Annotated in this window: 9 protein-coding genes; all 9 read left to right on the top strand. The window is 67.1% G+C overall.

Features of this window, described 5'->3' with window-relative positions:
* Positions 1-21 precede the first annotated feature (21 nt).
* The 9 genes from OSB52_RS07500 (at position 22) to OSB52_RS07540 (ending at position 13,387) form a co-directional block, all read left to right on the top strand.
* The gene (locus tag OSB52_RS07500; RefSeq protein WP_066162994.1) at positions 22-201 is read left to right on the top strand and encodes a tautomerase family protein; all 180 of its coding nucleotides are present in this window, start codon (positions 22-24) and stop codon (positions 199-201) included.
* A complete protein-coding gene (locus OSB52_RS07505) occupies positions 198-1,751 on the top strand; it encodes an anthranilate synthase component I (protein ID WP_266061046.1) in 1,554 nt (517 codons plus the stop codon). Before OSB52_RS07500 ends, OSB52_RS07505 begins: the two co-directional genes overlap by 4 nt.
* Positions 1,748-2,629, top strand: coding sequence for a TIGR02234 family membrane protein (locus tag OSB52_RS07510; RefSeq protein ID WP_235723155.1), 882 nt, complete (start codon positions 1,748-1,750; stop codon positions 2,627-2,629). The genes OSB52_RS07505 and OSB52_RS07510 overlap by 4 nt, the downstream gene beginning before the upstream one ends.
* A gap of 93 nt (positions 2,630-2,722) precedes the next feature.
* Positions 2,723-3,541 (top strand): indole-3-glycerol phosphate synthase TrpC, encoded by an 819-nt coding sequence (trpC, locus tag OSB52_RS07515; protein WP_235723154.1) that lies wholly within the window; start codon positions 2,723-2,725, stop codon positions 3,539-3,541.
* A gap of 61 nt (positions 3,542-3,602) precedes the next feature.
* Positions 3,603-4,919, top strand: a complete 1,317-nt coding sequence (gene trpB / locus OSB52_RS07520; RefSeq protein WP_235723153.1) for a tryptophan synthase subunit beta — start codon at positions 3,603-3,605, stop codon at positions 4,917-4,919.
* On the top strand, positions 4,916-5,737 hold the full coding sequence (gene trpA / locus OSB52_RS07525; RefSeq protein ID WP_235723152.1) for a tryptophan synthase subunit alpha: 822 nt from the start codon (positions 4,916-4,918) through the stop codon (positions 5,735-5,737). Before trpB ends, trpA begins: the two co-directional genes overlap by 4 nt.
* A 34-nt stretch (positions 5,738-5,771) precedes the next feature.
* Positions 5,772-7,109 (top strand): prolipoprotein diacylglyceryl transferase, encoded by a 1,338-nt coding sequence (gene lgt, locus OSB52_RS07530; protein WP_308203658.1) that lies wholly within the window; start codon positions 5,772-5,774, stop codon positions 7,107-7,109.
* A 208-nt stretch (positions 7,110-7,317) separates the two neighbouring features.
* A complete protein-coding gene (gltB, locus tag OSB52_RS07535; protein ID WP_266061048.1) occupies positions 7,318-11,889 on the top strand; it encodes a glutamate synthase large subunit in 4,572 nt (1,523 codons plus the stop codon).
* Complete coding sequence (locus tag OSB52_RS07540; RefSeq protein WP_266061049.1) at positions 11,882-13,387, top strand: glutamate synthase subunit beta; 1,506 nt, start codon at positions 11,882-11,884, stop codon at positions 13,385-13,387. The genes gltB and OSB52_RS07540 overlap by 8 nt, the downstream gene beginning before the upstream one ends.
* Positions 13,388-13,443: the final 56 nt, after the last annotated feature.

A 13,443-nucleotide genomic window follows, 5' to 3' on the forward strand; every position in this document is an offset into this window, starting at 1 on the left:
AGAAAGGCGGTGACGGCGTCCATGCCACTGATCCAGATCTCGCAGACCCCGGGCCTGTCCGACCGGGTCAAGCGCGAGACCATCGCGGCGGTGACCGAGGCGTATGCCAAGGCGACCGGGAAGAACCCCGACTCGGTGTGGGTGACCATCACCGAGGTACCCCGCCAGCAGTGGGGCGTCGGCGGCGAGCCGCTGGGATGAGCGCCGCGACCACCACCCTCGACGAGTTCCTGGATCTGGCCGCCGATCATCGAGTGGTGCCGGTTACCCGAAAGGTCCTCGCCGACTCCGAGACCCCGTTGTCGGCATATGCCAAACTCGCCGGTGACCGGGAGGGCACCTTCCTGCTCGAGTCGGCGGAGAACGGCCGCTCGTGGTCGCGGTGGTCGTTCATCGGGGTGCGGTCGCCGTCCGCGCTCACCGTCGTCGATGGCGAAGCGCGCTGGTGGGGCGAAGTGCCCAACGGCGCGCCTGACGGTGGCGATCCGCTGGCGGTGCTCGCCGAGTCGCTGCGACTGCTGGCCACCGACCGGTTCCCGGACATGCCACCGCTCACCGGCGGCTTCGTCGGATTCTTCGCCTACGACATGGTGCGACGACTCGAGCGCCTCCCCGAGACCACCGTCGACGATCTCGGCCTACCGGACATGATGATGCTGCTGGCCACCGACCTCGCCGCAGTCGATCACCACGAGGGCACCATCACCCTGATCGCCAACGCGGTGAACTGGGACGGGTCCGACGACCGGGTCCACGAGGCCTACGTCGACGCGGTCGCCCGGCTCGACCGGATGACCGAGGCACTCGCCGCGCCGGCTCCGTCGACCGTGTCGCACTACGATCGGCCCACCCCGGAGTACTCGGCGCAGCGCACCCTCGCGGAGTACAGCGAGATCGTCACCGACCTGGTCGGCGAGATCGAGGCAGGCGAAGCCTTCCAGATCGTGCCGTCCCAGCGCTTCGAGATGGCCACCGACGCCGACCCGATCGACGTCTACCGGGTGTTGCGGGCATCGAATCCGAGTCCCTACATGTATTTGCTGCGCATGCCCGGTGCGCTCGGCAGCGGACCCGTGGGCGGAGGGCCGTTCACCATCGTCGGCAGCAGCCCGGAAGCGTTGGTGACGGTGCAGGACCGCGTCGCCACCACCCACCCGATCGCCGGCACCCGGTGGCGGGGTGCCACCGAGGAAGAGGACCACCTGCTCGCCAAGGGACTCGTGGAGGACGAGAAGGAGAACGCCGAACACCTCATGCTCGTCGACCTCGGGCGCAACGACCTCGGCCGGGTCTGCCGCCCGGGCACCGTCAAGGTCGGCGACTACCGTCACGTCGAGCGCTACAGCCACGTCATGCACCTGGTGTCCACGGTCTCGGGCGAACTGCGCGACGATCAGCATGCGCTCGACGCGGTCACCGCATGCTTTCCGGCGGGCACACTCACCGGGGCGCCCAAGGTGCGCGCGATGGAACTGATCGATGAGCACGAACTGACGCGCCGCGGACTGTATGGCGGCATCGTCGGCTATCTCGACTTTGCCGGCGACGCGGACACGGCCATCGCGATCCGTACCGCCCTGATGGCCGACGGTCGGGCCTTCGTGCAGGCCGGCGGCGGTGTGGTCGCTGACAGCGAACCCGAATACGAATACAACGAGGCGCGCAACAAGGCCACCGCGGTCCTCAATGCGGTGGCGGCGGCCGCGACGATGGAGCGGGTCGGGTCCGGCACCGGGAAGGCGTCGCAATGAGCACCCCGGAGCCGGCCGAATCCGCCGGGCGGACGCCGTCGGGCTCGGCGCCCTCGCGTCTCGATCCGGCCGAGTCGACCAAGGCGTATCTGCGTCGGCGCCAGGTGCTGGCCGCCGTTCTGCTGGCGGTGTCGGCGCTCGCGCTGTGGTCGGCGTCGCGGCTGGTGTGGTGTCGGGTGCTCGCCTCCGACGGGTTGGCGCCGCCGCGGACATTCGAGGTCAAAGGCTCGGACTGGAGTCCCTGGCTGACCCCGCTCGCGCTGGTCTTGCTGGCGGCTATCCTGGCCGCCTTCTCGCTGCGTGGTTGGGGATTGCGCGTGATCGCGATCCTTGTGGCGGCGGCCGGAGTGCTCTCGGCGGTACCGGCGCTCTCCCTGATCACCGGCGGCGCCGATTCCGACTACGCCGCGAGCGCCGCCGACATCCCCGGGCGCTTTCAGGTGCTGCTCATCACCACTGTCGACTGGGCTGCGGCTGTCGTTCTGGTGGGGTCGTTGTGCTCGGTGCTGGCCGGGGTCCTGCTGCTGCGGGTTGCCGGCGGGGCGTCGGGCATGTCATCGAAGTACCAGACGCCGGGCGCGCGTCGGGAAGAGTTGGAACGCCAGATCTTCGCCGAGCACGAGCAGCGCCGACACCAGCCGGACGGCCAGGACGGTGGTGTGGCGCCCGCGAGCCGCCCCGCGCGTGCCGACGACCCTGCGGGAGGTAACGACGCACCGCCCGCGAACGAACGCATGATGTGGGACGCGTTGGACACCGGGATCGACCCCACCGACGTCGACGGCGACACCTCGGCCACCGGTCCCGAGGCCGGGCCCCGCGCGGACCCGCCACAGGCGCCATCGGACGGTCGATCCGACGAGCCCGACAACCGATGATCCGACCGCGGCTGATCGGCCAACCCGGGCACAACGCAGATCCGGCACCGGTTTACGCTGAGAGCACACGAACACCGAAAGGGGGCCACCCGCGTGAGTACGCCAACTGTCCTCGACTCCATCATCGAAGGAGTGCGAGCCGACGTGGCCGCACGCGAGGCCGTCATCGACTATGCCGCGATCAAGGCGGCCTCGGCCAAGGCTCCAGAAGCCAAGGACGCGATGGCCGCATTGCGTCAGCCCGGCATCGGCGTGATCGCCGAGGTCAAGCGGGCCAGCCCATCGAAGGGTGATCTGGCCGCCATCGGTGATCCGGCGGATCTCGCGAGCGCCTATGAAGCCGGTGGTGCGCGCATCATCAGCGTGCTCACCGAGGAACGGCGCTTCCGCGGGTCGCTGGCCGACCTCGACAGTGTGCGCGCCGCGGTGAACATCCCGGTGTTGCGCAAGGACTTCATCGTCGGGCCCTACCAGATTCACGAGGCCCGCGCGCACGGCGCCGATGTGATCCTGCTGATCGTGGCGGCCTTGGAACAGAATGTTCTCGCCGCACTGCTGGACCGCACCGAGAGTCTGGGCATGACCGCTCTGGTGGAGGTGCACACCGAAGAAGAGGCCGACCGCGCGCTGGAGGCCGGAGCATCGGTGGTCGGCGTCAACGCCCGCAATCTCAAGACCCTCGAGGTCGATCGCGACAGTTTCGCCAGGATCGCCCCCGGCTTGCCCACCCAGGTGATCCGGATAGCGGAGTCGGGTGTACGCGGCACGGCAGACCTGCTCGCCTACGCCGGTGCCGGCGCGGACGCCGTGCTGGTCGGCGAGGGACTCGTCACCAGTGGTGATCCGCGGGCCGCCGTCTCGGAGTTGGTTACCGCCGGTACGCATCCGTCCTGCCCGAAACCGGTTCGCTGACCGGCGGTTCGGTCCCGGCGAAACCCTTGCTTCCCACCCCTGCCAGTACGACGAGAGAACAGTGACCGCCAACACCCACAGCTCAGACGTCAGGTATCCGACAGCGAGCGCCGGCTTGGCATCGCGCACCTCCATCGAACCCGATCAGGGCGGGCATTTCGGTGTGTACGGCGGCCGTCATGTACCCGAAGCCCTGATGGCGGTGATCGACGAGGTCACCACCACCTACGAGAAGGTCCGGTCCGACGACGACTTCCTCGCCGAACTCGACCGGTTACAGCGTGACTACACCGGACGGCCGTCTCCGATGTACGAGGCGAAGCGGCTGCGTGAGGCGGCCGGTGGGGCGCGGATCTTCCTCAAGCGCGAAGACCTCAACCACACCGGATCCCACAAGATCAACAACGTGCTGGGTCAGGCGCTGCTCGCGCAGCGGATGGGCAAGACCCGGGTCATCGCCGAAACCGGTGCCGGACAGCACGGGGTGGCGACGGCGACCGCGTGTGCACTGCTCGGCCTGGAGTGCGTGGTCTACATGGGCCGCGTGGACACCGACCGGCAGGCCCTGAACGTGGCGCGGATGCGGCTGCTCGGCGCGGACGTGATCGCGGTGGACAACGGCTCGGCGACCCTCAAGGACGCCATCAACGAGGCCATGCGTGACTGGGTCACCAACGCGCACAACACCTATTACTGCTTCGGCACCGCCGCCGGCCCGCACCCGTTCCCGATGATGGTGCGCGATCTGCAGCGGGTGGTCGGGTTGGAGGCACGCGCACAGATCCTGGAGCAGGCCGGGCGGCTCCCCGACGCGGTGACCGCTTGTGTCGGTGGCGGGTCCAACGCCATCGGCATCTTCCACCCGTTCATCGACGACACCGACGTCCGCCTGGTGGGGTTCGAAGCGGCCGGCGACGGCGTCGAGACCGGTCGGCATGCGGCCACGTTCACCGGCGGCACCCCGGGCGCGTTTCAGGGCGCGTACTCCTATCTGTTGCAGGACGAAGACGGGCAGACCACCGAGTCGCACTCGATCTCGGCCGGACTCGACTATCCCGGGGTCGGACCCGAGCACGCCTACCTCAAAGACATCGGGCGGGCCACGTACCGGCCGATCACCGATGCCGAAGCGATGGATGCGTTGGCCCTGTTGAGTCGTCGGGAGGGGATCATCCCCGCGATCGAGTCCGCGCACGCGGTGGCCGGTGCGCTGAAGCTGGGCCGTGAGCTCGGTGACGGCGCGATCATCGTGGTGAGTCTGTCCGGTCGCGGAGACAAGGACGTCGACACGGCTGCCCGCTGGTTCGAGCTGTTCGACAAACCGCCGTCACAGGACGAGGCGTCCGCGGGCGGCGAACAGACGGGGGAGACGGTATGACCGCCACGATCCGACACACCGCTCCGTCCCGGCTCGGCGCCACTTTCGCGAGGTGCCGTGACGAAGGCCGCGGCGCCCTGATCGGCTATCTTCCGGTTGGTTATCCCACCGTGGAGACGTCGCTGGAGTCCTTCCGCACGATGGTGGCCGCCGGCTGCGACATCATCGAGGTCGGCGTCCCGTACTCCGACCCGGTGATGGACGGACCGACCATCCAAGAGGCTGCCGACACCGCCCTGAGCAGCGGGGTCCGCGTCCGAGACGTGTTCACCGCCGTGCAGGCCATTGCCGATGCCGGTGGGCAGGCCGTGGTGATGAGCTACTGGAATCCAGTTCTGCAGTACGGGGTGGATCGGTTCGCGCGCGACCTGGCTGCGGCCGGTGGGGCCGGAATGATCACCCCGAACCTCATTCCCGAAGAGGGCGCCGAATGGCATGCCGCCTCCGATGAGCACGACCTCGACCGGATCTATCTGGTCGCCCCGTCCTCGACGGCCGAGCGCCTGGCCATGACGGTCGACGCCTCGCGCGGATTCATCTACGCCGCGTCCACGATGGGTGTCACGGGGGCGCGCGACGCCGTGTCCGACGCGGCACCGGAACTGTGCGCGCGGGTTCGCACCCACTCCGACATCCCGATCGGCGTGGGTCTCGGTGTGCGCAGCGGGGTGCAGGCGGCGCAGATTGCGGGCTACGCGGACGGCGTGATCGTCGGGTCGGCGTTGGTCAGCGCGGCGAAGACAGGTGTCGACGCCCTCGCATCTCTTGTCTCCGAATTGGCCGACGGGGTGCGTTCCCCGGTCTCGACGGCACCCTGATCTGGGCCGACCACGGGTCGGCTAGGGTGGCAGCGTGACGGTGCCGACACTCCTCGCTGGGCCGACGACGATCACCGGATCGACGCATCCGACATCGACGATCCTGGCCTACATCCCGAGCCCTCCTGAGGGTGTCTGGCATCTCGGTCCGGTGCCGATCCGGGCGTACGCGTTGTGCATCATCGTCGGGATCATCGTCGCCGTGTGGTGGGGCAACCGGCGTTGGATCGCCCGCGGCGGCCAGGATGGTGAGGTCCTCGACGTCGCGATCTGGGCGGTGCCGTTCGGCCTGATCGGCGGACGGCTCTATCACGTCGCCACCGACTGGCAGACCTACTTCGGGGACGGGCCCAAGGACCCGATCGACGCCCTCAAGATCTGGGACGGCGGACTCGGCATTTGGGGTGCGGTCCTGCTCGGTGCGCTGGGGGCCTGGATCGGCGCGCGCCACCACGGCATCAAATTGCCGCCGTTCGGCGACGCACTGGCCCCGGCGATCCTGCTGGCCCAAGCCATCGGTCGACTCGGCAACTACTTCAACCAGGAACTGTACGGCCGCGAGACCACCGTGCCGTGGGGACTGGAGATCTACGAGCGGGTCGACGCCAACGGCTTCGCCGACCCCGGCCTGATCTCGGGCACGTCGAACGGGACCGTCGTCGCAGTGGTGCACCCGACGTTCCTCTACGAATTGCTGTGGAACGTCGCGGTGGTGATCGTGCTCGTCGCCGTGGACCGGAGGTTCCGGATCGGCCACGGGCGCCTGTTCGCGTTGTACGTAGCGGGCTACTGCGTTGGCCGATTCGGCATCGAACTGATGCGCTCGGACCCCGCGACCCATATCTTCGGCACCCGCATCAACGTGTTCACCGCCGTGCTGGTGTTCGCCTGTGCGGCCGCCTACTTCCTGGTCGCGCCGAAGGGTCGCGAGCAGGGGCTCGAGATCTACCACGCCGACCGCGCCGAGGAACTCGAGGCGATGGGTGCGGTCGGCTACATCGATGACCGCGCCGACGGCCCCGATCATGAGGTCGACGAACAAGCGCGCGCCGCCGACCGACAACCGAGCTCTGCGCAGGACGCGCTGGCTGCCGCGATCGCCCGGCACACCCCACGGGACGCGGAAGGTGAACCGATCACGTCGTCGAGCAGCAGCGACGCGTGGGTCCTCGAGTCCGACCGCGACACCGCCGAGCAGGCCGAGGGAGCCCCCGACGACGCCCACGGAACCCCCGAGGATGCCGACGGAACCCCCGACGACGCCGACGGAACCCCCGACGACGCCGACGGAACCCCGGATGTCGTCGAGGGAACCTCGGACGGCGCCGACAACACCGCCGCCAACACCGCCGACGACACCGACGCCAAGTAGCAGCCCGCCCGGCACACGTCCGGACGACGATCCGGCATCGATCACAGCGCGGAAATCGGCACCGCTGGTTTCGGTCGGATAGAGTGGTTTTTCACGGCGTCCCGGATCAGCCCATCCGACTCGGTCGCCGATGTTGCTCCACGGGCCAGCGTTGTCCCTGAGGACAATCGAGCATTGCGATTCGTCACGAGTCGAGTGGAGGTTCGAGATGTTGTTTTCTGCGCTGCCGGCCAAACAGGGGTTGTATGACCCCGCAGCAGAAGTCGATTCCTGTGGCGTTGCCATGGTGACCGACGTGTACGGCCGTCGGTCCCATTCGATCGTCGCCGACGGGTTGCTCGCCCTTGAGAATCTCGAGCATCGCGGCGCTGCCGGCGCGGAGGTCAACTCGGGCGACGGTGCGGGCATCCTCATCCAGCTGCCAGACGAGTTGCTGCGGGCAGTGGTCGACTTCGACCTGCCCGCACCCACCGCCGCCGGCGACAACACCTACGCCGCCGGGAATTGCTTCCTGCCGGTCGACCCGGCGTTGCGGGAACGCGCGATCGAGCGGGTGACCGGACTCGCCGCCGACGAGGGCATCACGATCCTCGGTTGGCGCGACCTGCCCGTCGACCCGGACGGCGCCGACATCGGTGAAACCGCACTGGGCTGCATGCCCTACATGATGCAGCTGTTCGTCACCGTCGAGCCCGCCGCCGGCGCCGGCCGCATTGGCGGCCTCGAACTCGACCGCTTCATCTACCCCTTCCGCAAACAGGCCGAACGTGTCACCGCCGAGATCGACGAAGCCGGGACCGGGCTGTACTTCCCGTCGCTGTCGAGTCGGACCATGGTCTACAAGGGCATGCTCACCACGATGCAGCTGCCGCTGTACTACGACGACCTACGCGACGATCGCTGCCACAGCGCCATCGCGATCGTGCACTCGCGCTTCTCCACCAACACCTTTCCCTCGTGGCCGCTGGCCCACCCGTTCCGGTTCGTTGCCCACAACGGTGAGATCAACACCGTGCGCGGTAATCGCAACCGAATGCGGGCGCGCGAGGCGCTGCTCGAGACCGACCTCATCCCCGGAGACCTGAAGCGGGCATTCCCGATCTGCACACCGGAGGCGTCGGACTCGGCGTCCCTCGACGAGGTACTCGAACTGCTACACCTCGGCGGTCGCAGCGTGCATCACGCGGTGATGTTGATGGTGCCCGAGGCATGGGAGAACGTGCCCCACATGGAGTCCAAGCGCCGCGCGTTCCTGCAGTTCAACGCCTCGATGATGGAGGCATGGGACGGTCCCGCGTGTGTCACCTTCACCGACGGCGCGGTGGTGGGCGCCGTCCTCGACCGAAACGGACTGCGCCCCGGACGCTGGTGGCAGACCCGCGACGGCCGCGTCATCTTGGCATCGGAGGCCGGCGTCCTCGACGTCCCGGTCGACGACGTGATCGCCAAGGGGCGACTCGAACCCGGCCGGATGTTTCTGGTCGACACCCGGCAGGGCCGGATCGTCCCCGACGAGGAGATCAAGGCCGACCTCATCGACGCCGAACCCTACGACGAGTGGCTGCACGCCGGACTTCTCGACATCGCAACGCTGCCGGCGCGACCGGTGTACAAACCCAACCACGACACCGTGGTCCGCCGGCAACTGTCGTTCGGGTACACCGAAGAAGATCTCCGTGTCCTGCTCACACCGATGGCCGCGTCGGGCTACGAGCCGCTCGGTTCGATGGGTACCGACACCCCCGTCGCCGTGTTGTCCCAACGTTCCCGGCTGCTCTACGACTATTTCGTCGAACTGTTCGCGCAGGTCACCAACCCACCATTGGACGCCATCCGCGAGGAGATCGTCACCTCGATGGCACGGGTGATGGGACCCGAACAGAATCTGCTGAACCCGACCGCGGCCTCATGCCGCCAGATCCTGCTGCGTTGGCCGGTGATCGGCAACGACGACCTCGCCAAACTGGTGCACATCAATGACGACGGCGACAACCCCGGTTTGTCGGCGAAGGTGCTGCACAGCCTGTACGACGTCGACGACGGCGGTGCCGGGTTGGCCGCCGGCCTCGAAGATCTGCGTACCCGGGCGAGTCAGGCGATCGCCGAGGGGCACTCCACATTGGTGATCTCCGATCGCCACACCGACCGCGACCATGCCCCCATCCCGTCGCTGCTGGCGACATCGGCGGTGCATCACCATCTGGTGCGCACCAAGGAGCGCACGAAGGTCGCGCTGGTGATCGAATCCGGCGATGCCCGCGAGGTCCACCACATCGCCACCCTCATCGGCTTCGGTGCCGCCGCAGTCAATCCGTACCTCGCGTTGGAGACGATCGACGACCTCATCGCCGAGGGTGAACTCATCGGTGTGTCGCCGTCGAAGGCTTCCCGCAACTATCTCGAAGCGCTCGGCAAGGGCGTGCTGAAGGTGATGAGCAAGATGGGTATCTCCACCATCAGCTCATATACCGGGGCACAGGCTTTCGAGGCCGTCGGCCTGTCGTCGGCGGTGGTCAAGGAGTACTTCACGCGGACCGTGTCGCGCATCGAGGGTGTGGGCCTCGACGAACTCGCCGAAGAAGTACGTATGCGGCATCACCGCGCGTTCCCGGAGAACCCGACCGAACAGGTGTACCGGCGCCTCGACGTCGGTGGTGAATACCAGTACCGCCGCGAGGGTGAACTGCATCTGTTCACCCCCGAGACGATCTTCCTCCTGCAGCATGCGACGAAGACCGGCCAGGCGGAGGTCTTCCAGAAGTACTCCGACGAGGTCGACAAACTGTCCCGCGAAGGTGGCACACTGCGCGGGCTGTTCGACTTCGACCTCGGTGCCCGCGACCCTATCCCGCTCGAAGAGGTCGAGCCGGCCGAAGCCATCATGACGCGGTTCAACACCGGCGCGATGAGCTATGGATCGATCTCGGCCGAGGCGCATGAGACGATCGCCATCGCGATGAACCGGATCGGCGGCCGATCCAACTCCGGTGAGGGCGGCGAAGACGTCGACCGGCTCTACGACCCGGAGCGGCGCAGTGCGGTCAAGCAGGTCGCTTCTGGGCGTTTCGGCGTTACCAGCGACTATCTGACCAACGCCACCGACATCCAGATCAAGATGGCCCAAGGTGCGAAACCCGGTGAGGGCGGCCAGCTTCCCGCCTACAAGGTGTATCCGTGGATTGCCAAGACCCGTCATTCCACGCCCGGCGTTGCACTCATCTCACCGCCGCCGCATCATGACATCTACTCGATCGAGGATCTCGCCCAGCTCATCCACGACCTCAAGAACGCCAACGCCGACGCGAGGATCCACGTGAAACTGGTGAGCGCGGTCGGAGTCGGCACGGTGGCCACCGGTGTATCGAAGGCACACGCGGACGTGGTGCTGATCTCCGGTCACGACGGAGGCACCGGCGCGTCGCCGCTGACGTCGCTCAAACACGCCGGCACCCCCTGGGAGATCGGTCTCGCCGATGCTCAACAGACATTGATGCTCAACGGGTTACGCGACCGCATCACCGTGCAGTGTGATGGTGCGCTGCGGACCGGCCGCGACGTCATCATGGCGGCGCTGCTCGGTGCCGAAGAGTACGGATTCTCCACCGCACCGTTGATCGTGGCCGGCTGCATCATGATGCGGGTCTGTCATCTCGACACCTGCCCGGTAGGTGTCGCAACGCAGAACCCGGTGTTGCGTTCACGTTTCACCGGTCAGGCCGAACATCTGGTCAACTTCTTCCGCTTCGTCGCCGAGGACGTCCGGAAGTATCTGGCGCAGTTGGGTTATCGGACTCTTGATGAAGCGATCGGGCAGTCGCAGCGGCTGCACACCGATGAGGCCGTCGCGCATTGGAAGAGTAAGGGCCTCGACCTCGCTCCTATCTTCCGTAAGTTCGAGGACAAAGGTCCCACCCGCCGGTTGCGCGGCCAGGATCACGGCCTGGACCGCGCGCTCGATCAGACCTTCATCCAGCTCGCCGAAGGAGCGCTCGAGGACGCCCACCCGGTCACCCTGGAGCTGCCGGTGCGCAACGTCAACCGCACAGTCGGCACCCTGCTCGGATCGGCGGTGACCCGCCGCTACGGTGCCGAGGGGCTGGCCGAGGACACCATCACGGTGAACCTGACCGGTTCGGCCGGACAGTCGCTGGGCGCATTCCTGCCCCCGGGCGTCACCATCAGCCTTGCCGGCGACACCAACGACTACGTCGGCAAGGGGCTGTGTGGCGGCAAGATCATCGTCCGGCCCAATCCCGACGCGTGGTTCATCGCCGAAGACCAGGTGATCGCGGGAAACACCATCCTGTACGGCGCGACGTCGGGTCAGGTGTACCTGCGCGGACGGGTCGGCGAGCGGTTCTCCGTCCGCAATTCGGGTGCCACAGCGGTGGTCGAGGGTGTGGGTGACCATGCCTGCGAATACATGACGGGCGGTCGGGTGGTGATCCTCGGACCCACCGGGCGCAATCTGGCGGCGGGTATGTCCGGCGGCATTGCATACGTCTACGACCTCGACGAGTCCAAGGTGAACATGGCCATGGTCGAATTGCTTCGCCCGGATCCCGACGACCTACAGTTCCTGCACGACACGATCACCAGACACACCGAACTGACCGGCTCGGCGATCGGTGCGTCGATGCTGGCCGACTGGCCGCGGCGATGCCTGGGCTTCACCAAGGTGATGCCGACCGACTACAAACGGGTTCTCGATGCGGCGCGGATGGCCGAAGCCGAAGGCCGCGACGTCGATTCAGCGATCATGGAGGCGGCACGTGGCTGATCCGCGCGGATTTCTGGAGGTTCCGAAGAAGGAATCGAAGTACCGTCCCGTCGCCGAGCGGGTGCAGGACTGGGGCGACGTGTACGCCCATCCCGACAACCCGATGCTCGAGCTCACTGATGTGTCCGAACAGGCCCGCCGGTGCATGGACTGCGGGATCCCGTTCTGTCACTCCGGCACTGCCGGTTGTCCGCTGGGGAATCTGATCCCAGAGTGGAACGATCTGGTGCGTCGCGGACGATGGGATGCGGCCAGCGCAAGGTTGCACGCCACCAACAATTTTCCCGAGTTCACCGGGTTGGTGTGTCCGGCACCGTGTGAGGCCGCATGCGTGTTGTCGATCTCGGAGGCCACCACCGGCGGCAGCGTCACCATCAAACGCATCGAGAAGACCATCGCCTACGAATCGTGGGCGGAGGCGATCATCGGGCCCGAGCCGCCGGCATCGCGATCGGGCAAGTCGGTCGGTGTGGTGGGGTCGGGGCCGGCGGGTCTGGCGGCCGCTCAGCAGCTCACCCGGGCCGGTCACGACGTGACCGTCTACGAGCGGGACGATCGGATCGGCGGATTGCTGCGCTACGGCATCCCGGAGTACAAACTGCCGAAGTCCGACATCGATCGCCGGGTCGCGCAGATGCGAGCCGAAGGTACCGAATTCGTCGTCAATTGTGATGTGGGTGTTGATCTGTCTGTCGCCGATCTGCAGGCGAAGCACGACGCGGTGGTCTTGGCCATCGGTGCGATGGAGGCACGCGACAACCCTGTCCCCGGACGCGACCTGGCCGGCGTACATCTGGCCATGGAGCATCTGGTGCCGGCCAACAAGGAATGCGAAGGTGACGGGCTCTCGCCGGTCACCGCGGCCGGTAAACACGTGGTCATCATCGGCGGCGGTGACACCGGTGCGGACTGTTTGGGTACGGCACATCGCCAAGGTGCCGCATCGGTGGTGCAGCTCGACTACAATCCGGCGCTGCCCGAGGACCGCGACGACGACCGATCACCGTGGCCCACCTGGCCACTGGTGATGCGCACATCCTCGGCCCACGCCGAGGGCGGTGTGCGCAAGTACGAGGTGGCAGTGCAGCGTTTCGTCGGCGATGCCAACGGCAACGTTGCGGCGATGGTCCTCGCGGAAGTCGAGGTCACCCGGGAACCCGATGGTCGCCGAGTGGTGACACCGGTCAGTGAGGAGTTCGAGATCCCTTGTGAATTGGCCCTTTTCGCTATCGGTTTTGCCGGTGTGCGTAGGGGTCAGTTGCTCGACGACCTCGGTATCGAGCCGAATCGGCGCGGGGCGCTCTCGTGTGGAAGCGACTGGCAAACCGACGCGCCCGGGGTGTTCGTGTGTGGGGATGCGCATCGTGGGGCATCGCTGGTGGTGTGGGCGATCGCGGAGGGACGGTCCACCGCCCGGGCCGTCGATGAGTTCCTGATGGGTGAATCGGACCTGCCGTCACCGGTCCGGCCGTCGGCCTTGCCGCTGTCAGTGCGATGAGTGTTCACTCGTCCGATGGTGATTTCGACAACCCGACATGGCGAGCGGATGACCAA

The organism is Gordonia aquimaris, assembly GCF_026262595.1.
Classification (GTDB): domain Bacteria; phylum Actinomycetota; class Actinomycetes; order Mycobacteriales; family Mycobacteriaceae; genus Gordonia; species Gordonia tangerina.

Coding starts and splice junctions, on each gene's coding strand:
- OSB52_RS07500 (WP_066162994.1), top strand. CDS start 22: ATGCCACTGATCCAGATCTCGCAGACCCCGGGCCTGTCCGACCGGGTC.
- OSB52_RS07505 (WP_266061046.1), top strand. CDS start 198: ATGAGCGCCGCGACCACCACCCTCGACGAGTTCCTGGATCTGGCCGCC.
- OSB52_RS07510 (WP_235723155.1), top strand. CDS start 1,748: ATGAGCACCCCGGAGCCGGCCGAATCCGCCGGGCGGACGCCGTCGGGC.
- trpA (WP_235723152.1), top strand. CDS start 4,916: ATGACCGCCACGATCCGACACACCGCTCCGTCCCGGCTCGGCGCCACT.
- gltB (WP_266061048.1), top strand. CDS start 7,318: ATGTTGTTTTCTGCGCTGCCGGCCAAACAGGGGTTGTATGACCCCGCA.